Below are 22235 nucleotides of genomic sequence, written 5' to 3'. Positions count from 1 at the left end.
CCCGAGCCAGACCACAAGGATCGCTTAAGATGTCCGACCAGATGCCCTATGTTCTCGTACTTTTTTACAGCCGTACCGGGCAGACCGCGGAGCTGGCCAGCCAGATTGGCCGAGGGGTCGCCCGGGTTAACGGCATTGAAGCCAGACTGCGATCAGTACCACCGGTCTCTCCCGACACAAAGGCCTCATTGCCAGCGGTGCCGGATTCGGGCGCGCCTTACGCCAGCAAATCCGACCTTGCCGACTGTGCCGGGTTAGCCATTGGCAGTCCAACACGCTTTGGTAACATGGCGGCACCGCTGAAGCATTTTTTGGACAGTACAGGCGACCTTTGGCTCGGTGGCGCCCTGGAAGGCAAACCCGCCGGCGCTTTTACCTCTACCGGCAGCCTCCATGGCGGGCAGGAAACGACGCTGACGACCATGATGATGCCGCTGCTTCACCACGGCATGGTGATCTGCGGCTTGCCATACTCGGAAAAAAGCCTGGGGACCACAGAAACCGGTGGCACTCCCTATGGCCCGACACACTGGGCAGGCACTGGCGAACAACAGCCGCTAAGCTCTCACGAAAAAACCTTGTGCCAGGCGTTTGGTGAGCGCCTGGCACGACTCGCACTGAAACTCAGTGACTGATACAGGCTTTGGTACAAAACGTATTCGGTCAGACACTTATTTATCCCGGAACACACTATGCTGAACAATCCGAAAGCCCGAACCACCGTCCGGACAACAGCCGCACTGTACATCGGTGTGCTTGCAACACTTCTGATCACCACCTTCTATCCCGCACCGGTGCAAGGCGTTTCGATACCCCTGATACTGGCTGTCAAGCTGATTCCCCTTTTGCCCTTTGCGGTTCCGGTATTTAGGGGGCACAATCGTGGCTATATCTGGATGTCATTCGTGGTGATTTTCTATTTCACCCAGGCCGTCGTTTCCGCCTGGCTCAGTGAAGGCGCACCCGGACCGGTCATTCTGACCGTACTGACATTCCTGCTGTTCACTACGGCAATGATTCACCTTAAAGTGAACCGGCCGGTGGCGGACGGCAACACACCCTGAAGAGCTGGAACCCATCTTTCTATGGCTGAAACGAGCAACTCTGAGGTCGTGCCGCGGCCACCCGCGCCGTCCAGAAGCACCCTGACCCTGAAAGATGTTTGCGCCGCGCTTGTGGCCAGTAACGAGATCAGCCAGGACGATGCCCAGCGAGTGCTCTCGGCAAATCTCGGTGCAGCCACCGGCGAAGGACAGACAAACAAACGCCACCCGTTGGAGCTTGTGGCCATTGCCGCGCTTACCAGCCAGAAAAGTGGCTATACCCTTGATGTGGAGCGGCTGACTCACTGGCTCGCCGACTGGGCCGGACAAACCTATTACCACATTGATCCATTGAAAATCGACACGCCCGCCATTGCCCGGGTGATGTCATACGCCTTTGCCCAACGCCACGGAATTCTGGCGGTGGAGATCGGCTCGGACGAGGTGCTGATCGCAAGCGCGGAGCCCTTCAAGAGCGACTGGGTGCAAAACCTTCAACAGGCCGTCCGCAAAAATATCCGTCGCGTTGTGGCCAATCCTGAAGATATCCGCCGATATACAGTCGAGTTCTATCAACTGGCCAATTCCGTCAGCAAGGCCAGTGGCAACCAGGGCCCGGGAGTGGCCGGTAACCAGAACTTCGAACAATTACTGGATCTGGGCGCCAGCGAAAATCCGGATGCCAACGACCAGCACGTGGTCAAGATCGTCGACTGGCTACTGCAGTACGCCTTCGACCAGCGCGCCTCGGATATCCATATTGAACCCAGGCGCTCGGTCACCCAGGTCCGCTTCCGGATCGACGGAGTGCTCCACAACGTTTATGAGTTCCCGGAACACGTGGGCGTAGCGGTCACCAGTCGCCTCAAAATTCTTGGCCGCCTGAATGTGGCGGAGAAACGCCGCCCCCAGGACGGACGCATCAAAACCCGCAAGCCGGATAACCGGGAAGTTGAGCTTCGCCTGGCCACCATGCCGACCGCCTTTGGGGAAAAAATGGTTCTGCGGATCTTTGATCCGGATGTTCTGCTCAAATCTTATGAGCAATTGGGTTTCGGCAAGGAAGACCGCCAGCGCTGGCAGGAGATCACCTCCCGCCCCCACGGGATTGTTCTGGTAACCGGACCGACCGGATCCGGCAAGACCACGACCCTGTACTCAACCCTGAAACAGATCGCCTCGCCTGAACTGAACGTCTGCACCATCGAGGACCCCATTGAAATGGTGGAACCGGCGTTCAACCAGATGCAGGTTCAAACCAACATCGACCTTACATTCGCTGCAGGTGTGCGGGCGTTGCTACGACAGGATCCCGATATCATCATGATTGGTGAGATCCGCGATCTGGAAACCGCTGAAATGGCTGTTCAGGCGGCACTCACCGGCCATCTCGTGCTCTCAACTCTGCACACCAACGATGCTCCGAGCGCGATCACCCGATTGATGGAACTGGGCATTCCTCCCTACTTGATTCGGGCCACGGTACTGGGAGTGATGGCACAGCGGCTTGCCCGTACCCTTTGCCCTCATTGCAAGGCGCCAGGCCCCGCTGACGAACAGGCCTGGCAGACCCTGACCCGGCCGTGGAAGGCGCCGGTTCCCAAACAGTTCCATCAGCCCGTGGGCTGCCTGGAATGCCGGAATACCGGTTATCTTGGTCGAGCCGGAGTTTACGAAATCATGACACTGTCAGGCCCATTGCTGCGGCAGATCACCGATCGTTGTGAGCTGGAGCAGCTCCGAATGGACGCCTATAAAGAGGGCATGAAGTCCTTGCGCCTGAGCGGTGCCCAGAAGGTGGCCTCAGGCCAGACTACGGTGGAAGAAATTCTGAGGGTAACTCCGGAAAGCCAGCGCTGACATGGTTCAGTCGCCGGGGCGCATGCCGCACTGACCAAGCAACTCCTGCCACGCCCGAGTGTGTTCCATCATGGCGGCATCGAGTTCTTGCCAGAGACCTTTCGGCGCGTCCTGGGAAAGATGCCGCTGATACCAGTCAGCGAAACGCTCCGGCATGACATCTGTCTGGATTCTGGCCAAATGTTCAAATGGCTCAATAAGTGCAGTGCGCGCCTGCCTGACCGAACTCATATACGGCTGGATTTTTTCGATGTACACGCTGAAAAACATGTTCTGCACAATGTCTGACTGATTGTTCGGCTGGCCGTTGAGACACAGTGGCCGGCCTTCGATGCGCTGCATCAGTAATCGGGTACCATCCTGCAGACGTGCGGTCAGCAAAAGCGCACTGTTGATCAGCTGACCTGCCCGGTACTCGGCCTGCCAGCGCTGATGAACACTTCCGGCAAACTCAAGGGAAACCGTCAGATCGTCCGCGCGCAACCTGGCAACGGCGGCATTCAGTCTGTCGATATCAACGGCAAGATCAGAGACAGGATTGCCTTCAGCCGCAACCGGATAATAACCTTTGGCAAGTGTGAACAGCTTTTCAATCTCTTCAACACCCCAGGTGGCGTTCCAGATGGCGATGGGAAGGGATTCAAGTTTGCTCTCGATGGCTTCTTCAAGCTCATCCGAAAAATCCTCATCCTCTATCTCCGGGAGGCATTCCCGCGCAGCCTCTATGAACCGGACCTCATAACGCAGGCGGTTCAGGGGTTGCATCACCCGCCCCATCACCGAGTTTTTCTCTCCCACCACGTATTGCAGCTCACAACCATACAGAGAGAGGAAGTCGAGCATCCCCATATCCAGCTCTGGCACAGTCAGAACACGGTCCCGGCGACGGGGGAGCTGGTTGGCAGAATCAATCTCGGAAAACTGCGGGGGCGCTTCCAGAACCCGGGCCAAGCGCTCCACGTATTCATCCATCATGGGGCCGGCTTCAGAGAACGGGTTACACCCGGCAAGGATCAGCGCCAGAACCGGAGTAATAGCTCTGTAGATTCCGTTTCCTGGCATCTGATCCTCCTCCGGGGCGTGACAGAGGGATGGGCCTAACGCTTTTGCAGCAGGGCATCCACCTCCGCAAAATCACGGGCGACAAACCGTTCGGTTTCCGGCAGGTCTCCCTCGCGCACAAGCCAGGCGGTCTGCATGCCCGCTTCCTCGGCTGCCTCAAGCTCCGCTTCCACATCGGACAGGAACAATACCGTGCCAGCTTCCACGCCCAACTCCGCCAGGATAGTGCGGTATGAGGCGACCTCTTTCTTGCCACCGATACGAGTATCAAAATAACCGGAGAAAAATGGCGTGAAGTCGCCCTCCGACGTGAAGCCAAAAATCAACTTCTGAGCCTTGACCGATCCCGAGGAATATACGAACAAACGCAGGCCCCGATCATGCCAGCGCTGCAGGTAATCAGCCGCATCGGCATAGATATGCCCCTTAAGCTCGCCCTGCTGGTACCCCTGCTCCCAGACCATACCCTGAAGCGCCTTGAGGGACGTGTCCTTACGATCTTCATGGATCCAGGACTCCAGCACTCCGATCAGCCCTTCAACATCCTCCCGGGCAATTCCCGAGGCTTCCGCGACGGCATCCAATTGCTCCGAGACGGCTGGATTGTCCTGGCTCTGATCACGGACAAATCCGGGAAGGTGCGTACTGGCATACGGGAACAGGACATCATGGACAAACGAAATGGAACTGGTGGTTCCTTCAATGTCCGTCAGTACGATACGGATCATTCCGCTCCTCCTGCCAGCGCCTCGTAGCGCGGCAACCGGCCAGCGATGTCCTCGCCTGTAAAGTCAGCAACCCACCCCTCAGGGTTGGTGAACAGTCGAATACAGGTAAACTCGGGTTCCGGCCCCATGTCGAACCAGTGACGGGTGCCATCAGGGACACTGATCAGATCGTTCTTCTGGCACAGCACGGCAAACACCTCATTACCGAAATGCAGGTAGAACAGCCCCTGTCCGCGCACAAAAAAACGAACCTCATCTTCACTGTGGATGTGCTCATCGAGAAACTTCTGACGGAACGCATCTTTCTGGGGATTGTCCGGATTCAGGCTCACCACATCCGCGGTCATGAAACCGCACTCCGCCTTAAGCGTTGCCACTTCGTCGTCATAGGCTTGCAGTATGTCTTCCGGGGCTGCATCCGCGGGCAGATCCCTGGTTGGCCACTGTTCAAAACGAACACCGTGGTGAGCCAAAAGTTTGCTGATCTCGGCCGGGTTTTCCGTGACCGTGTGCGCCGTTTCAGGCTGACTCTGGTCAAAAATTCTCAGGGTAGTCATGGTCGAATCCTCATGGTTTCAAGCTCGCAATCAAACAGGAATTCAAACGCCTCGACATGGCGCAGACAGTCGGCCATGGTCTTGCCCCAGGTGTACAGTCCATGGCCTCGAATCAGGTAGCCTGGCTGCTCCGGGTGAGCCCGAAACCATTCCCGGGTCTGCTCTGCGAGCGCATCGATATCCTGGGTGTTGTCAAATACCGGAACCGATAAAACCGATTCATGGGTGTCAACACCGGAAAACGCTTTCTGCAGCTCGTAACCTTCCAGCTTCAGGGGCTGACTGGCGGGCAACATCCGACTAATAACCGTCGCTTTGACCGAGTGGGTATGAAGCACCGCACCCACGTTTGGAAACACTTCATACAATACCGTGTGCAACCGTGTTTCCGCCGAGGAGCGGCAGTCGCTCTGTACCGGACGACCGGCGAGATCAACCACCATGACATCGCCAGCCCCCAACTGCCCTTTGTGGCGACCAGACACGGTAATGGCAATATGTCCGGCATCGATACGAGCCGAGTAGTTGCTGCTCGTTGCTGGTGACCAGCCCTGCTGGTAAAGGAAGCGACCCGCCTCAACAATCGAGTCTGCGGCGACCGCATATCGGGTTACATCAAACACGAACTCTCTCCCGGGGTTCAGAGTGCAGATCACACTCCCATGGGCGCCATTATAGGGATGAGACTGCGCCCCGCAAATGGTGCCGTGCAGCAATAAGATCAGCAACAATTGAGATGGCAATTTCTGCCGGAGTCTTACTCGGAATATCAACACCAATGGGTGCCCGCAGCCGATCCAGGGCAACCTTATCGAGCCCCAGGGAGGCGAGTCTTTCCCGCCTGGCTTCCGACGTTTTTCGGGATCCCATGGCGCCAATGTAGAAAGCTCTGGAGTTCAGAGCCGCCAGCAGGCCCATATCGTCGATTCGAGGGTCATGGGCCAACGCCAGAACGCCGGACCAGGCATCACCGAACTGCGTCGAAATCAGATCATCGGGCAGGCGACGCTCCAGCGGAATCTGCCCGACACTCCAGCCCGCGGCAAAAGCCTCCCTGGGTTCACAGAGAGTGACAACAAAATCCGCCGCGGTTGCAAACTCAGCAACATGACGGGCAACTTCCCCGGCACCAATCAACAGCAGCCGGCATTCAGGTTGCAGGGCATGAAGTAACTGCTCGCCATCAAACCGAACAGAACGCCCTCCCCGGATCAGAGAATGCTCCAGGGTCGCCGTACCTTTCAGTGGAACGCGGCGGACAATCGGCTGACGGGCGCGCAAACCAACTGCCAGCGCTTGAATGTGATCCAGCCCTGACTGGCCCTGAAAGGGTTCAACAAGAAGACGAATCCGACCACCGCACGGCAGTTGGAACTGATCCCTGTCATCGTCGGTGATTCCGTAATCGACCAACACCGGGCGCTCTGGTCCATCGTTCGCCGTTCGTCTGAACAGATCTTCTTCCAGACAGCCACCGGAAACCGATCCGCTCCAGTGGCCGGACTCTGAAATCGCCAGCCAGGCACCAACCGGGCGCGGTGAAGATCCCCAGGTTTCTACAATGGTACACAACCAGGCCCGCTGCCCATCCTCCAGCCAGGCAGAGATACAGTCCAGGATCCTCTCGCGACCTGTCACCACTGAATGGGCCATGGAACGATCAGACATGGGCTTTCAATGGCAGACTCCGCTGACGCTTGCCCGTGAGTGCGAAAAGAGCATTCCCGAGAGCCGGAATAACCGGAGGCACGCCCGGTTCCCCTACGCCCGTTGGTGACTCGTTGCTCTCAACAATATCCACCACCACCTCAGGACGCTCGTATTGTCTCATCAAGGGGTAATCATGGAAGTTGCTCTGTTGCACTTCACCATTTTCCAGCGTGATCTCTCCATAGAGTGCTGCGGTCAATCCGAACAGAACACCGCCCTCAATCTGGTCTTCCACAATGCGGGGATTCACGACCTGACCACAATCCACCGAACAAGTCACCTTGTACACCCGGACCGCTCCATTCTCGATCCCGGCCTCCACCACCTGCGCCACATAGGTTCCGAAACTCCGGAACAACGCGAGTCCGCGGGCCCGCCCCTGTGGAACAGGAGACTGCCAACCGCCAAGCCGGACAGCCCTTTCAAGCACCTCTAAATGCCTTGGCTCATGGGAAATCAGCCGACGACGAAACTGGTAAGGGTCCTCTCCGGTTTCATGGGCCAGTTCGTCCATAAAGGTTTCAACGGCAAAGCCGTTATGGGAATAGCCCACTGAACGCCACCAGGTAATGGGAATACCGGGATCGGTGTGGGTGTGGCGAATATCTATGTTGGCCACCCGGTACGGGTACTCGATGGCACCCTCGATCGCAGAGATATCTTTCGGTGTGGCAATGCCTTCGGCCATCAGCCCGATCGTACCCAGAGTGTCGTACATGAATTTCGGTGCCCAGGGATACTGGGCCGGCGCGGCATTGCGCACATACCAGTCAAGGATCTGTGGGCCGACAATCTGGTGATGCCAGCCTGTCAGCTCACTCCCAGACAGGCTGGCTTTCATCCGGTGCAACATTGCCGGTCGATAAAGGTCGTGCCGGGTATCTTCTTCCCGGGACCAGATGACTTTGACCGGCCGTCTGATCCGATAGGCAACCGCCGCCGCTTCCTCAATATAATCCTGGGTCAGTCGACGGCCAAAACCGCCTCCCAGAAAGGTAGTATTGATGGTGATATCGTCTGGTCCAAGGTCGGTTGCCCTGGCTGCCGCGATCCGGCCCAGATCCGGCGCCTGAGTGGGGGCCCATACTTCCATCCGATGCTCTCGGTACCAGGCCGTGGCGTTCATGGGCTCCAACGTAGCGTGGGCAAGGTAGGGCTGAGCGTACTCTGCGTCCACTACCCGATCTCCCATCTCCACGGCGCTGGCAAAACTACCCTCACTACGCTCGGACTCTCCGGGATCGTCATCAGCGGCGGTACGATACGAATCAAACACATCATCCGTAGAGACAGACACTGCATCCGAAAAATCCCAATCTACCTCAAGCGCATCCTGTGCCTTCCGGGCACGCCAATACTTGTCAGCAACAACGACGACGCCACGCTCAATCTCGAAGACATCAAGCACACCCGTCATTGCCCGGACCTGATCACTGTTGACCTTCTCAACACGGCCCCCGCGACGGGGTGACCGAGATACCACCCCGTACACCATGCCCGGAAGATCCACATCAATACCGTAAACCGCGGTTCCCGTCGATTTGGCCCGAGCATCCAGTTTGCCCCGATGCTTACCGATATATTTCCAATCGCTCATCGGCTTGAGGACGGCGTCGCCACGCACGTCTTCTTTTGCGGCCAACTCAACCAGCTTGCCATAAGCCATGAAATCAATACCGTTCGGGTGTATCACCCTCCCTTCACTGGCCCGGCACTCGGCTTCGTTCACGTTCCAGACCCGAGCTGCGGCCTTCATCAGCATTTTCCGCGTTTTCGCGCCGGCCATTCGAAGGGGCTCCCAGCTGGTTGCAATACTGGTACTGCCTCCGGTTAGCTGAAGTTTGTACAGAGGATTCTGGTAATCGGCTCCCACCGGCGCGAAGCGGAGGTTAATCCGGTCGGGCTGGATATCCAGCTCTTCGGCGATCAGGGTCGTCAATCCGGTATAGGTACCCTGCCCCATTTCAACCCGGGCAAGAGTGAAGAAGACTTCATCGTCCGCGGTTAATTCCAGCCAGGCATCAGGCCGCCACTTGCCCGTATCAGGTTCGTAGCCGGTTTGGATCCCGGCACAGCCTGGCAATGCCATTGAAACCAGCAGGCTGCCGGAAGCCCCGGTGCTGACCTTTAGAAAACTCCGCCGGTTCATCACCATACTAAGCCTCCCGTCCCTGCGAGCTGTCAGACGTGTTGCTGACAACTACAGATTCCACCGCCGCAATGATCCGAGAGTAGGTGCCGCATCGGCATAGATTGCCTGTCATGGCGGCAACAATCTCTCCCCGCGACGGAGTGGGATTATTGGCCAGCAAGTGGACAGCACTCATTATCTGACCGGACTGGCAATAACCACATTGCGGAACGCCATGTTCAATCCAGGCGTCCTGCAGAGCATGAAGACGATCGCCGTCACTCAGCCCTTCGATCGTGACCACCTGACCGCCCGAGGCCAATTCAACCGGTGTAGAGCACGAGCGCACGGGCTGCCCGTTCAGGTGTACCGTGCAGGCACCACACAGACCAGCGCCACAACCGAATTTAGTGCCCTTCAGTCCCAGCTCATCACGCAGCACCCACAAAAGGGGCGTATCCCCATCAATGTCCAGCAACCGCTCGTCACCATTGACTGTCAGGTTCACGGCCATCCCTACTCTCTCCCTTTAACTCCCGGCCCTTTGCCAGGTTCCAGTATTATGACCGCGCCTGCGGCGGAGGGCAGGTTTATCGAATCACTTCCTTGCCATCCTTGTTAACCCAGATCTTGCGTTCACCGGAATCCATCTGACCATTGGAATCCCAAACCTCCCGATCCGTTGTGGCGTCTTCGACCTTGCCTTTGTCGTCCCAGATTACTCGATCTTTGCACCCCCCCAGGACAAATACAGCGACAACAATCAATACAAAGTTCTTCACGACAAACATCTCCATTCAAGCTTTGTGGTAGTTCCTGTCAAGGACGTCTGGGATCACAGCCGTTACCGACCCCCGTGGAGTTCACGATTGTGCTGCTTATCCCGATCACTTTTGCGCACCATTACATAAACCGCTCCTGTACCGCCATGGTGTTTCTGGGCCGAATGAAACGCCAGCACATCATCCAGTTCGGGCAGCCATTTGGCGATGTAGCTTTTAAGCTGGGCAATCCCATCAGGATTGCGCTCACCCTTGCCATGCAGAATGATCACCGAGCGCAAACCATAGCGCACACAATCGCCAATGAACCTGAAGACTTCCCGTCGAGACTGTTCAATCGTCATCCGATGCAGGTCGAGACGGGCTTCAATTGGATACTGACCGAGCCTCAGCTTGCGAAACACGCCATGCTGGATACCCGGCCGCTGCCAACTCAGAACATCCTGCGACGTGAGCGGTTCAACCATATCAGCGGTCAGCGGATTGGTGTCTCGAACAGGCGTCTCAACGGCAGATCTCTGGCGCTCGAGATGGCCAGGTGTCAGCTCGCGGGGCGTCGTCACCTCGGCACGATTTGGTTTGCGTATGCGCCGGACGTCTTTCATTTCCTCAAGGAAGCTGAGGCGTTCTTCTTTGGTAGTCATAGCATTACAATTGATGACCTGTATCAGGGACTGACTTTACCACCCGGTCCACTGGCCTTAAAGAAAACTGATCTAAGTCAGAACTCCTGCGACCAAAATCGTAGGGTGAGGAATGCTTTGGCTACACTACACTTCAGGCGGACAACAATAATCAACGAGTGATTAAGGACATGGCCTCAGCGAACCAGGAAAATGATCGCCCCCAGAACATCCGTGCAATCATGACGTTTCTGCGGGAACACGCCCCATTCTCCAGCATGGATGACGCGCATCTGGCGCATTTCGCCGAGAATGCCTCCATTCAGTTCTACGCTGACGGGGATGTCGTTCTGTCTCCCGATCAGGATGTTGTTAAACGGTTTTACGTAGTGAAACAGGGGCGGATTCGTGGCGAACGACATAATGAAAAAGAAGACCGCGCCGAAACAACGTTTGAAATAAGCAAGGGTGAGTGCTTTCCTCTGGCTGCCATAATTGGCGAACGGCCGACCAGAACACTGCATCGGGCATCCGGCGATACGTTCTGTCTCAGCATCGGTCAGTCCGCTTTCGTTACCCTGTTTTCCGAAAGCGAACCCTTCCGTGATTTCTGCCTGCGCGGCGTCAGTAGCCTGCTTGATCAGGTAAACCGGCGCATACAGTCCAGTGCCATGGCCTCAATAGGCTCCAGTACGTCCCTGGACACTCCGCTGGAACGATACGCCCTGCGCAATCCGATAGTCTGTTCACCGGATCTGCCTGTGCGCAAGGCTGTGGCCCGCATGCATGAAAACAACGTCGGCAGCATTATCGTTACCGACGAAAACCGATACCCTACAGGGATTTTTACGCTGCGCGATCTGCGAACCATGATCGCCGAGGGAACCGCGCCACTGGACACTCCGATACAGCAGGTAATGACCAGGAACCCTTGCTGCCTTCCGTCGCACTCCGATGCCTTCGAAGCTGCCATGCTGATGGCAGAGCATCACTTTGCCCATCTATGCGTCACCGACGATGAGCACAAGCTGATTGGTGTTGTGTCGGAACGGGATTTATTTTCATTGCAGCGGGTTGATCTGGTTAACCTCGCCCGGACAATCGGTACTGCCACCCATCTTCATACTCTCGTGAGCCTGCGCACGGATGTGTCGCGCCTTGTGGATGCAATGCTTGCCCATGGCGCTGATTCCGGGCAAGTGGTCAAGATTATCACCACACTCAACGACGTGACGGTTCGGCGGGTTCTTGAATTGAACATCAAGAAAAATGATCCGGGCATTCCGTTTACCTGGTTGACGTTTGGAAGCGAGGGCCGCCAGGAACAGACCCTGCTGACCGACCAGGACAATGGCATCCTGTTCCAGACCCCGGAAGGTATGACAGAGGAGCAGGTACGGGAAAAACTTCTGCCCTTTGCCCGGAAGGTGAACGACGAACTTGCAGAATGCGGTTTCACCCTCTGCAAAGGCAACATTATGGCCAGCAACCCGAAACTCTGCCTGAGCGACAAGGAGTGGGACGACTGGTTTATCCGTTTCATTGACGCATCGACGCCACAAAATCTGGTGTATTCCTCCATTTTCCTGGATATGAGGGCCATCTACGGACCAATGGAGCCTTTAAATGGTCTTCTGGACAAGGTCCTGACGCGGATCCGAAAAAACGCGCTGTTCCAGAAAATGCTGGCCGGAAATGCCTTCCAGAGAAAACCACCGCTGACCATGTTCCGCAACTTCCGATACATTTCAGAAGGCAATAAACACTCCCTGGATCTCAAGCGCCAGGGCTTGGCACCGTTTGTGGAAGCCGTGAGAGTCTTTGCCCTTGCGAATGGCGTTGAAACGGCAAACACCCTGGGACGTATAGATGAACTGGTGACCAAAGAGGTCTTCGATCCGAAAGATGCCAACGCCTGGAAAGAAGCATACAGCCTGATCCAGGCCATCCGGATGCGAGCCCACCAGGAAATGCTGGCAAATGAGGAGGAGTTGACGAACTACATCGATCCCGATGACCTGAATCCTCTCGACCGCAGGATTCTGCGGGAGTCATTCAGACAGGCACAGCGGTTGCAACAGAAACTCGAAGTTACCTACCAACTCTGACCTTCAGGCAAAACGACATGCTGGACCAGATCAAACAATGGATAGAGCATCGCCGGAGTGGAAAGATTGGTAGCCACGATCCAGGCAATCTCCCAAATCCGAAAATACCCGGTGAACAGCTGCTTACCGATTGCCGACTGATCGTCCTGGACCTTGAGACCACGGGGCTGAACCCTTCCCGGGACCAGGTCATCGCTATCGGCGCCGTAGCAATCCAAGGCGGTATCATCCCACTAGGTGACCAGTTCGACCTGATTCTGCGACGACCGGAACTGGATATAAGCGAAACCGTGCTCATTCACGGAATTGGTCCGGAAGCACTCACCCAGGGCCATGAAATTGAAGATGCCTTACTGTATTTGCTCGAATGGATGAATGGAGACCCGATTCTGGCCTACCACTCGGCATTCGATCAGAAATTCCTCGAAAAGACCCTGAAGGCGCAACTGGGCTACAGCCAGCCCCACACCTGGATGGACGTCGCGGACCTTATGCCCGCGTTTTTCCCCAATACGAAAACCGGTGGCAAAGGACTCGACAACTGGGCCGATTATTTCGGTCTTGAAGTCAGCGAACGCCATCATGCAGCGTCCGATGCCCTCGCAACAGCCGAGCTTACCCTGATTGCACTGAACAAGGCCCGGGGTGAAGGTGTAAAAACCATGAAAGGACTGCACGACAAACTCCATTACCACCGTCGCCTCCAAAACATGCATCGCTTCTGAAGCAATAGAGGGCGGAATCTCCCTGAAATAGACCAACGTCACGCCAAATGACTGAGAATTAGACCTTTTGCCAATACCTATAAATCGCTTGACCAGTAAAGTCGGTAGTGACAACTAGTCGGAGAAGTACTTATATGAATAATAAACTCTCTATCCGAAATGTCTCAGCAAGAACCCACCAAACCTCCACAAAAACAAAACAGGAGTGATCCTATGTCAGCAGGTCATAGCTACGATGCTGAAGCTTACTGGAAGGCCAATCTGCGCCTCATATTCGGGAGCCTGGTCATCTGGGCCCTCGCCTCTTACGGCTTTGCAATTTTACTCCGTCCGATGCTTTCAGGCATTCCGATCGGTGGTACTGATCTGGGCTTCTGGTTCGCCCAGCAAGGTTCCATCCTTACGTTCATCGTTCTGATCTTCCACTACGCGTGGCGCATGAACAAGATCGACGAAAAATTCGGCGTGCACGAGGAGTAAGCAAGAATGAGCCAATTTGCCATCAACATCATGTTTGTAGGGGGCTCTTTCTTCCTCTACATTGCAATTGCTATCTGGGCCAAGGCCGGAAGCACCAGTGATTTCTACGTTGCCGGTGGCGGTGTTCACCCGATCACCAACGGTGCGGCGATCGGTGCTGACTGGATGTCCGCAGCTTCGTTTATCTCCATGGCAGGCCTGATTGCTGCCGGCGGTTACGCTAACTCAACCTTCCTCATGGGCTGGACAGGCGGCTACGTTCTGTTGGCCATGCTGCTCGCACCTTACCTGCGGAAATTCGGCAAGTTCACGGTACCCGAGTTTATCGGTGATCGGTACTACAGCCAAAATGCGCGGCTGGTTGCAGTTATCTGCCTGATCGTTGCATCTGTAACCTACGTTATCGGCCAGATGGCTGGTGCTGGTGTTGCCTTTTCCCGCTTCCTTGAAGTGGAATCAACCACGGGTCTCATGATCGCGGCAGTGGTCGTATTCATGTACGCGGTATTGGGTGGTATGAAAGGGATCACTTACACCCAGGTCGCCCAGTATTGTGTACTGATCGTTGCCTACACCATTCCTGCCGTATTTATCTCTCTCCAGCTGACAGGCAACCCGATTCCGGGACTGGGTATGTTTTCCACCCACGCTGAGTCCGGCCTGCCACTGCTGCAGAAACTGAACCAGGTCATCACTGATCTTGGCTTTAACCAGTACACAGCAGACGTGGATAACAAACTCAACATGGTTCTGTTCACTCTGTCACTGATGATCGGTACTGCAGGCTTGCCTCACGTTATCATCCGCTTCTTCACCGTACCCAAGGTGGCTGACGCCCGCTGGTCCGGAGGCTGGGCACTGGTATTCATCGCCTTGCTGTACCTGACAGCGCCGGCTGTTGCTTCCATGGCTCGCCTGAACCTGATGACGACCATCTACCCTGATGGTACTGCAGCAGAACCGATCCAGTACGATGAGCGTCCGAACTGGATCAAGGAATGGGAAGTCACGGGTCTGATCAAGTTTACCGACAAGAACGAAGACGGTCGTATCCAGCTGTATAACGACAGCGAGGCCTTTGCACCGGAAGCCGAAGCTCGCGGCTGGAATGGCAACGAGCTTGTGGTAAACCGGGACATCCTCGTCTTGGCCAACCCGGAAATTGCAAACCTGCCCGGCTGGGTTATCGGTCTGATCGCAGCGGGGGGCCTGGCAGCGGCATTGTCTACTGCAGCCGGTCTGTTGCTCGCGATCTCATCTGCGGTAAGTCACGACCTGATCAAGGGCCGGATCAACCCAAGCATCACAGATAAAGGCGAACTGCTGGCCGCCCGGATCTCCATGGCTGTGGCGATCGTAGTTGCAACCTACCTTGGTGCGAATCCTCCAGGCTTCGCGGCACAGGTGGTAGCACTGGCATTCGGCATCGCAGCCGCGTCACTGTTCCCGGTATTGATGATGGGTATCTTCTCCAAGCGGGTGAACAATGTTGGCGCTATTGCAGGTATGCTCTCCGGTCTGACATTTACTCTTGTTTACATCTTTGTGTACAAGGGCTGGCTGTTTATTCCGGGCACCAACAACCTGGCCGACACTCCGGAAAACTGGGTGCTGGGCATCTCTCCGCTGTCTATCGGCGCAGTTGGTGCAATCGTCAACTTTGCGGTAGCCTTCATTGTCTCCAACGCAACTGAAGAGCCGCCCGTTGAAATTCAGGAGCTGGTTGAGAGCGTTCGTTACCCGCGCGGTTCAGGACAGGCTCAAGACCACTAAGCAGTATGTAAACCTGCTAGACTGACTCAGCAGGTTGACCGGACGGGCTTCCTCATTGAGGAAGCCCGTTCTTTTTTAAGGAAAAGATTTTATGTTCTGGACATTCGTCGCTACTGTATTTTGTGGTTTGGGAGCAGCAGGTATCGCACTTGGCATACGCTCAATCACCCGCAAGAAAGCGCCAAAGTGGATCATCCCAGTGTTTGCAGGCATGGGGATGCTTGCTTATCTGGTGCACGGTGAGTACACCTGGTTTGAGCACAAGAAATCACTGCTTCCCGAAGAGGCGGTCATTGTCAATACAGAATACGAAGGCATTTTCTGGCGTCCCTGGACGTTCATCGCCCCTTACGTGACAGCATTTTCGACGGTAGACACAAAGAGCATTGGCCGTGACACGGACAACGAGAATGTTGTGAGATTTACGCTCTATCGCTTCAATCAGAAGGTCACCGATGCAGTATCACACCGCGTTCATCTTCTGAACTGCCGAAGCCGAGAACTCGTACCTCTCGATTCCGATGGGAACCCGAGAGTCGATAACATGAAAAAGCTCGTCCCCACAGACAAATTGCTCAACACAGTATGTGGCGGAAAGTAAGACTAAAGCTGTAAACAGAACCAATGGAATAATGGTCTTATGATCAGTGCGTGGTTGCTGGTACTCATTTCCTTCGCCTACATTTCAATCTTGTTCGTCATCGCATGGGCCGGTGATAAACACCCGGGGCTGTACCGCAGGCGACTCGCACGCACCCACGTTTACGCGCTGTCCCTGGCAGTCTATTTTACCTCCTGGACCTTCTATGGCGCCGTTGGCCGCGCCACCCAGGAGGGGCTTGGATTTTTGCCCATCTATCTTGGCCCCCTACTGGTCTTTGTCTTCGGCGCGCCCCTGCTGCGCCGAATCATCTATATCAGCAAGCGGAATAACAGTACCTCCATTGCCGATTTCATAGCCTCCCGGTACGGAAAATCCCAGGTGCTGGCTGCGATGATTGCCACGTTCGCCCTCATTGGTAGCGTCCCCTACATCGCCCTGCAGCTCAAAGCCATTGCCATGGGGTTCAACGTACTCTCAGAAACCGGCATCGGCTATGAAGAGCTGAGCTCCGCAGCATGGAATGATTCTGCCTGGTATATCACACTAGCCCTCGCGGTATTCACTGTGCTCTTCGGCACCCGCCATCTGGAATCCACCGAGCATCACCGCGGCATGATTCAGGCCATAGCGTTCGAGTCACTCATCAAACTTGTGGCGTTCGTCGCCGTCGGTCTGTTCGTTGGCTATGGCCTTTATGGTGGGTTCGGCGATCTGTATGAGAGAGTGAAAGAAGCAGACCTCATAGACACCCTGACCACCGACGGCATTGATGCGCCAGCGTTTATTACCCAGACACTTATTGCCATGCTCGCCATCATCTGTCTGCCCCGACAGTTTCATGTCATGGTTGTCGAAAATACCGATCATCGCGATTTCGAGATTGCCCGCTGGGCCATGCCAATCTACCTGATCGTTGCCAGCGCATTCGTTCTTCCCATTGCAGCTGCTGGCCTGCTGTCACCTGAAGCCTCATCGGGCAATCCCGACATACTCATACTCCAGTTGCCGATCATGGCCGGCAAGGAGTGGCTGGCCATCCTGGCATTCCTCGGGGGTGGATCCGCCGCCGCCGCCATGGTCATTGTTTGCTCTGTTGCCATTGCAACCATGGTAAGTAACGAGATCATCATGCCGGCTCTGCTCAAATTTTTCCGGCCTGGCATGAACCGCCGCACGGACCTCAGTTACCTGCTATTGAGCATCCGTCGTGTCGCCATTTTTGTAGTTCTGCTCACGGCCTACGGTTTCTACCGGATGGCCGGCGAAGACTACAGCCTGACAGCCTTCGGCCTGCTTTCCTTTGCCGCTGCCGCACAGTTCGGTCCAGCCCTGGTCGGCGGTATTATCTGGCGCCGGGGCAATTACATCGGTGCGGTCTGGGGCCTTGGTCTCGGGTTCCTGATGTGGTGCTACACCCTTTTGCTACCGGCACTCGCCACTACTGGATGGATCACCGATACGCTGATCGAACAGGGACTCTGGGGGCTGAATTGGGCACGGCCAACCGCACTCTTCGGTTCCGAACTGGATCAGACCAGTCATGGCATTATCTGGAGCCTGGGAATCAATACGGTGGTGTACATCGTACTCTCGATGCTAACTCGCCAACGTGTCCGCGAGAAAATCCAGATCGCATCTTTCTTTCACGATCCACAACCCAAAGCTGAAACGGCCCAACACCAGAGTTGGCAAGGTGAAGTACTAACGTCCGACCTGCAGGCACTTACCGACAGGTTCATGGGCGAAGAACGCTCGGAAATCATTTTCCGGAATTATGAACGTCGCAATGCGATTCGCCTTCACCCACACCGTCCGGCTTCCTCACACCTCATGAAATACATCGAACGGCAGCTGGCCTCGGTGATCGGTGCATCAACCGCCCGCGTGGTACTGGAATCGACTCTTACCGGCCGGGACATGCAAATTGAGGACGTTGTGAGCATTGTCGATGAGGCATCCCAGGCCATGACCTTCAGCCGGGAGCTGCTTCAGTCGGCTATTGAAAACATCAGTCTGGGAGTTTCTGTCGTCAATCATCAGCAGCAACTGGTGGTCTGGAATCATCGCTACCTTGAATTGTTCACCTATCCAAAAGGCTTTGTCAGAGTCGGGCGCCCGGTCGAGGACCTTATGCGCTACAACCTTACCAGCGCAAATCTACCAGCCCGCAAAATTGATGAGATAGTCACAGACCGCTGCACCAGTATGCGTGAGGGTCGGCCCATGTCCTATGAGCGACAAAGGCCCGATGGAACAGTGTTACGCATCGATGGCAGCCCGATACCCGGGGGTGGCTATGTAACCACCTTCCAGGACATTACCGCCATGCGCCGAACTGAGCAGGCTCTGAAGGAAACCAATATCTATCTGGAACAGCGCGTCAGAGAGCGCACCCAGGAGCTTCAGGTCATCAACGAGCAGATGCTCAAGGCAAAATCCGTTGCCGAACAAGCGAATCACAGCAAAACCCGTTTCCTCGCATCAGCGAGCCATGACCTTCTTCAGCCCCTGAACGCCGCCAGGCTATTCACTTCGGCCCTCGCCGGCAAGGCTGATGACGGTGAGATGAAAGATCTGGTTGATCACATCGATAGCTCCCTCGGAGCTGCAGAAGAGATCATCAGCACCCTTCTGGACATTTCAAAACTTGACGCAGGCGCACTGGAACCGGATATTGGGACCTTCCCCGTGAACGAGATCATGCGTCACCTGGCAACTGATTTTTCAGCAATTGCCGAGGACCAGAACCTGAAACTTCACGTCGTGCCCAGTACCGCCTGGGTCCGATCAGACGCCAAGCTCCTGCGTCGCGTAATCCAGAATTTCCTATCCAATGCCATACGCTATACGCCGAAAGGAAAGATCCTTCTGGGTTGCAGACGCCTGAAAGGCTATATTCGGATAGAAGTCTGGGACACCGGCCCCGGCATACCAGAAGATCAACTTGCTCATATCTTCGAGGAATTCCGTCGATTTCAACATGGCAAGGACAAGAACGGGTTAGGACTTGGTCTCGCTATCGTTGACCGTATCAGCGGCATGCTGAACCATCCGGTCAGTGTCCATTCCATCCAGGGTCGCGGCAGTGTGTTCGGAATCACAGTGCCAACCGCAGCGCCCCAGCAGAGTGAGACGGTTACGTCCAAGCCCAGGTCGGGATCTCGAAGAGTGTCAAATCTCGGTGGCCTCCATTTCCTGTGTATCGACAACGATCCGTCAATCCTTCAAGGCATGGTAGCGCTGCTAGGCAACTGGAAGTGTGATGTGACCGCAGCTGAAAGCCTGCAAGATGCCATGGAAAAACTGGAAGACAACAGGCCAGATATTATACTTGCCGATTATCAGTTGGACGATAACAGAAACGGACTCGACGCCATGGACAGTATTCGTAAAGCTCTGAATGCTGACATCCCGGGCATACTCATCACGGGCTATATGGCTCCCGAGGTACGGGAAGACGCTATCCAACGAGGCTACCAGATTCTCTATAAACCGGTAAAACCGGCTGCATTGAGGGCCCTTGTCAACAAGCTACTCAAGCCGAAACGCTAATGGGCGATCCAAAAAAAGAGTTCAATCCTTTCGGAATGCTCACCTATCTGGTCATCGACGACTTCGAGAACTTCCGGCTATCCATGCGCCAAATGCTGCGTAGCTGTGGTGCTGACAGGATTGAACTGGTTGCCAATGCATCCCAGGCGATTCAGTTCTGCACCTACAATCATGTAGATGTGGTCTTATGCGATTTTAACCTTGGCGAAGGCAAGAACGGCCAGCATGTCCTCGAGGATCTCCGATACAAAAAACTTCTGAAGCGCTCTTCGCTGTTTCTGATGGTCACCGCCGAGACGTCTAAAGAGATGGTCATGGGTGCAAGAGAGTATCAGCCGGACGCATACCTTACAAAGCCCATCAACCGGGCAGTACTTGAACAGCGTTTAAACGCTCTGATCAGTCAGCGCAACATTCTCATGCCCATTAATCGGGAAATCGACCGGGAAAACTACCCGGAAGCTATTTCCCTTTGCCTTCAGACCCTTCCCCGGCAAACACGGTATAAAACGTGGTTGATGAAAACGCTTGGCGACCTCTACTTTCAGCTTGGTGACCTGACTCATGCTCTCAAGATCTATGATGACGTACTTGCTCAACGAGAGCTGTCCTGGGCAAGACTTGGTCGCTGTAAAGTACTTCTCGCAAATCGAAATTTCGACCAGTCGGTTGAAGGCCTGCGAGAGCTCATTGCAAAACACCCGGATTACATGGAAGCCTATGACCTTCTGGCAGAAGGGTTCGAACGCCAGGGGCGTCCGATACAGGCCCAACAGGTACTGGAGAAAGCCATAGCGCATTCTCCCAATGCCATGCTTCGGCAGAAACATCTGGCGGAATTGGCTAGCGCAAATCAGGACCTCGAGACGTCATCCAATGCTTGGCGCAGGACAGTAGAGCTTGGTACTCACTCGATTCATGACCGCTCAGAACACTATCTTGCACTGGGCCAGGTATTATCAGACCTTAGTGAAGGCGATACCCAGGAGGATGGTGTTGAAAGAGCCAAAGAGGCACTGGCCACTTTGAAAAAAATGGAGAAACGATTTGAAACAGAGGAAGGCATCAACCTCCGTAGCCGTATCGTGCAGTGCCGCGTTTATGCAGGACAGCGCCAGGAAAAACAGGCAGAGGAGCTCCTCAAAGCCATCCAATTGGTACTAGAAGATAACGCAAGCCTCGATTCAAGAACCGAGTTGGACTACGCCAGGACGCTGTTTCGCCTTGGCTATGACACCGATGCCAAACAACGTTTGGCAGAAATGTCCGAACGATTCCACGACGATCCAGAAACCCTTCAAAAAATCGAAAGCCTTCTGGACGAACCCGTGGGCTTCCGTCATCAGGTCAAGGCCAGAACACTGAACCGTGATGGCATCAAAGCATTCGAGTCAGGAAACCTGAAAGAGGCGGCTGAAACGTTCTCAAAGGCATTGTCGATTGTGCCGGGCCACCCCGCGCTCAACCTCAACCTGGTTCAAGTCCTCATGAAAGAATATGACCATAATCCAGGTAACACTGACCTCCTTAAACGCTGCCAGGCCTGCCTAAATCGACTGGAAGAGTTGCCAGAACAACACCGCCAACATCGGCGTTATAGTGTCTTACAACGAAAGTTGAAGGGGATGATGGAATGAACAACCAGAATATAGACTTTTCGATGGTGCTCGCCTCAGCCGTACACGATATGAAAAACTCACTTGGCATGCTCCTCAATTCCCTCGATGAACTTCGCTGTGAAGAGAAAACAAGTCTCGGAGAATCCTCCCGCTTCAACACGCTGCAGTATGAAGCAGAACGTATGCACAACGACCTGGTGCAGCTTCTCGGTATCTATCGGCTCGGGGAAAATAACCTTTCAGCTCATATTGAGGAACACTTTGTCCCGGATTTTCTCTCTGAGCACCTGGCTAGGCACACCCCCCTGCTGAAGGGGCTTGGCATTGATGTGGCCATAGAAGCGGAAGACATCAATGGTTTTTTCGACGAAGATCTCCTTACGGGTGTGCTCAATAACACCATTAACAACGCCATCCGCTATACCCAGAAAAAGATACTTCTTACCGCAGGTGAACGAGACGGGTATCTGGTCATCGGAGTTGAGGATGATGGTCAAGGCTACCCGGAAGCGATGCAGCATACAGGTACGCTTAATTTCGGTTCTCTAGACTTTAAAAGTGGCAGTACCAGTCTGGGGCTATTTTTTGCCTCATCCGTTGCCAAACTGCATAGTGAAGGAGATCGAACCGGGTCTATCAAGCTCCACAATGGTGGAACCTTCGGCGGTGGAGTGTTCGAGATCTGGTTACCCTGATCCGGGACCCGAGCCGTTTCCAGAACCTATAAACCTGTTTACCGCATGCCACTGGGACTGCATTAGGTTGTTATCTTAGTTCTGCTCATCCCACCTTGAGTTCGTAATCGAACCGGTGCACCTATATATCCACGGAAACGATGCTTGAGGGGAGAATTCCGGGCAAAAAAAAACCCCAACATC

At 54.9% G+C, this 22235-nt stretch carries 20 protein-coding genes; 11 read left to right on the top strand and 9 right to left on the bottom strand.

Annotation, left to right across the window (positions count from 1 at the left end; all coding sequences use genetic code 11):
- The first annotated feature begins 29 nt into the window (after nucleotides 1-29).
- From wrbA to KO499_RS15025, 3 genes are read left to right on the top strand one after another with little or no spacing between them, the layout of a single operon-like run.
- Nucleotides 30-635, top strand: coding sequence for an NAD(P)H:quinone oxidoreductase (gene wrbA, locus KO499_RS15035; protein WP_215984589.1), 606 nt, complete (start codon nucleotides 30-32; stop codon nucleotides 633-635).
- 57 nt (nucleotides 636-692) lie between these two features.
- Complete coding sequence (locus KO499_RS15030; protein ID WP_215984588.1) at nucleotides 693-1064, top strand: DUF2069 domain-containing protein; 372 nt, start codon at nucleotides 693-695, stop codon at nucleotides 1062-1064.
- A 21-nt stretch (nucleotides 1065-1085) separates the two neighbouring features.
- Nucleotides 1086-2903 (top strand): GspE/PulE family protein, encoded by a 1818-nt coding sequence (locus KO499_RS15025; protein ID WP_215984587.1) that lies wholly within the window; start codon nucleotides 1086-1088, stop codon nucleotides 2901-2903.
- Between the two features lie 6 nt (nucleotides 2904-2909).
- Here the strand turns inward: KO499_RS15025 and KO499_RS15020 are convergent, their stop codons facing one another.
- From KO499_RS15020 to smrA, 9 genes are all read right to left on the bottom strand, one after another.
- A complete protein-coding gene (locus KO499_RS15020) occupies nucleotides 2910-3965 on the bottom strand; it encodes a DUF3080 domain-containing protein (protein WP_215984586.1) in 1056 nt (351 codons plus the stop codon).
- A 35-nt stretch (nucleotides 3966-4000) separates the two neighbouring features.
- Entirely contained in the window at nucleotides 4001-4693 is a 693-nt protein-coding gene (mtnC, locus tag KO499_RS15015; protein WP_215984585.1) for an acireductone synthase, read from the bottom strand.
- On the bottom strand, nucleotides 4690-5250 hold the full coding sequence (locus KO499_RS15010; RefSeq protein WP_215984584.1) for a 1,2-dihydroxy-3-keto-5-methylthiopentene dioxygenase: 561 nt from the start codon (nucleotides 5248-5250) through the stop codon (nucleotides 4690-4692). The genes mtnC and KO499_RS15010 overlap by 4 nt, the downstream gene beginning before the upstream one ends.
- Entirely contained in the window at nucleotides 5247-5873 is a 627-nt protein-coding gene (locus KO499_RS15005) for a methylthioribulose 1-phosphate dehydratase (RefSeq protein WP_215984583.1), read from the bottom strand. The genes KO499_RS15010 and KO499_RS15005 overlap by 4 nt, the downstream gene beginning before the upstream one ends.
- 49 nt (nucleotides 5874-5922) lie before the next feature.
- Nucleotides 5923-6918 (bottom strand): XdhC family protein, encoded by a 996-nt coding sequence (locus KO499_RS15000; protein WP_228340004.1) that lies wholly within the window; start codon nucleotides 6916-6918, stop codon nucleotides 5923-5925.
- Nucleotides 6911-9115, bottom strand: a complete 2205-nt coding sequence (locus KO499_RS14995) for a xanthine dehydrogenase family protein molybdopterin-binding subunit (RefSeq protein ID WP_215984582.1) — start codon at nucleotides 9113-9115, stop codon at nucleotides 6911-6913. Before KO499_RS14995 ends, KO499_RS15000 begins: the two co-directional genes overlap by 8 nt.
- Nucleotide 9116: 1 nt before the next feature.
- Entirely contained in the window at nucleotides 9117-9605 is a 489-nt protein-coding gene (locus KO499_RS14990; RefSeq protein ID WP_215984581.1) for a (2Fe-2S)-binding protein, read from the bottom strand.
- Between the two features lie 76 nt (nucleotides 9606-9681).
- Nucleotides 9682-9882 carry a hypothetical protein gene (locus tag KO499_RS14985; RefSeq protein ID WP_228340006.1) on the bottom strand — a complete coding sequence of 67 codons (201 nt, stop codon included), beginning with the start codon at nucleotides 9880-9882 and terminating at the stop codon, nucleotides 9682-9684.
- Between the two features lie 53 nt (nucleotides 9883-9935).
- Nucleotides 9936-10517, bottom strand: a complete 582-nt coding sequence (gene smrA, locus KO499_RS14980; RefSeq protein WP_215984579.1) for a DNA endonuclease SmrA — start codon at nucleotides 10515-10517, stop codon at nucleotides 9936-9938.
- 170 nt (nucleotides 10518-10687) lie between these two features.
- Here smrA and KO499_RS14975 point away from each other — a divergent pair, with 170 nt between their 5' ends.
- From KO499_RS14975 to KO499_RS14940, 8 genes are all read left to right on the top strand, one after another.
- Nucleotides 10688-12604, top strand: a complete 1917-nt coding sequence (locus KO499_RS14975; RefSeq protein ID WP_215984578.1) for a putative nucleotidyltransferase substrate binding domain-containing protein — start codon at nucleotides 10688-10690, stop codon at nucleotides 12602-12604.
- A gap of 17 nt (nucleotides 12605-12621) precedes the next feature.
- A complete protein-coding gene (locus KO499_RS14970) occupies nucleotides 12622-13329 on the top strand; it encodes a PolC-type DNA polymerase III (protein WP_215984577.1) in 708 nt (235 codons plus the stop codon).
- Nucleotides 13330-13542: 213 nt separating this feature from the next.
- Nucleotides 13543-13809, top strand: a complete 267-nt coding sequence (locus KO499_RS14965; RefSeq protein ID WP_215984576.1) for a DUF4212 domain-containing protein — start codon at nucleotides 13543-13545, stop codon at nucleotides 13807-13809.
- A 6-nt stretch (nucleotides 13810-13815) separates the two neighbouring features.
- Nucleotides 13816-15582, top strand: coding sequence for a sodium:solute symporter family protein (locus tag KO499_RS14960; protein WP_215984575.1), 1767 nt, complete (start codon nucleotides 13816-13818; stop codon nucleotides 15580-15582).
- 91 nt (nucleotides 15583-15673) lie between these two features.
- Nucleotides 15674-16183, top strand: a complete 510-nt coding sequence (locus KO499_RS14955) for a hypothetical protein (RefSeq protein ID WP_215984574.1) — start codon at nucleotides 15674-15676, stop codon at nucleotides 16181-16183.
- Between the two features lie 39 nt (nucleotides 16184-16222).
- The gene (locus KO499_RS14950; protein ID WP_215984573.1) at nucleotides 16223-19738 is read left to right on the top strand and encodes a PAS domain-containing hybrid sensor histidine kinase/response regulator; all 3516 of its coding nucleotides are present in this window, start codon (nucleotides 16223-16225) and stop codon (nucleotides 19736-19738) included.
- A complete protein-coding gene (locus KO499_RS14945; RefSeq protein WP_215984572.1) occupies nucleotides 19738-21375 on the top strand; it encodes a tetratricopeptide repeat-containing response regulator in 1638 nt (545 codons plus the stop codon). Before KO499_RS14950 ends, KO499_RS14945 begins: the two co-directional genes overlap by 1 nt.
- The gene (locus tag KO499_RS14940; RefSeq protein ID WP_215984571.1) at nucleotides 21372-22052 is read left to right on the top strand and encodes a sensor histidine kinase; all 681 of its coding nucleotides are present in this window, start codon (nucleotides 21372-21374) and stop codon (nucleotides 22050-22052) included. Before KO499_RS14945 ends, KO499_RS14940 begins: the two co-directional genes overlap by 4 nt.
- Nucleotides 22053-22235: the final 183 nt, after the last annotated feature.

The sequence above is a fragment of the Marinobacter sp. F3R08 genome (assembly GCF_018860425.1).
Taxonomy (GTDB): Bacteria; Pseudomonadota; Gammaproteobacteria; order Pseudomonadales; family Oleiphilaceae; genus Marinobacter.
This window is presented reverse-complemented; position numbering and strand designations above follow the sequence as displayed.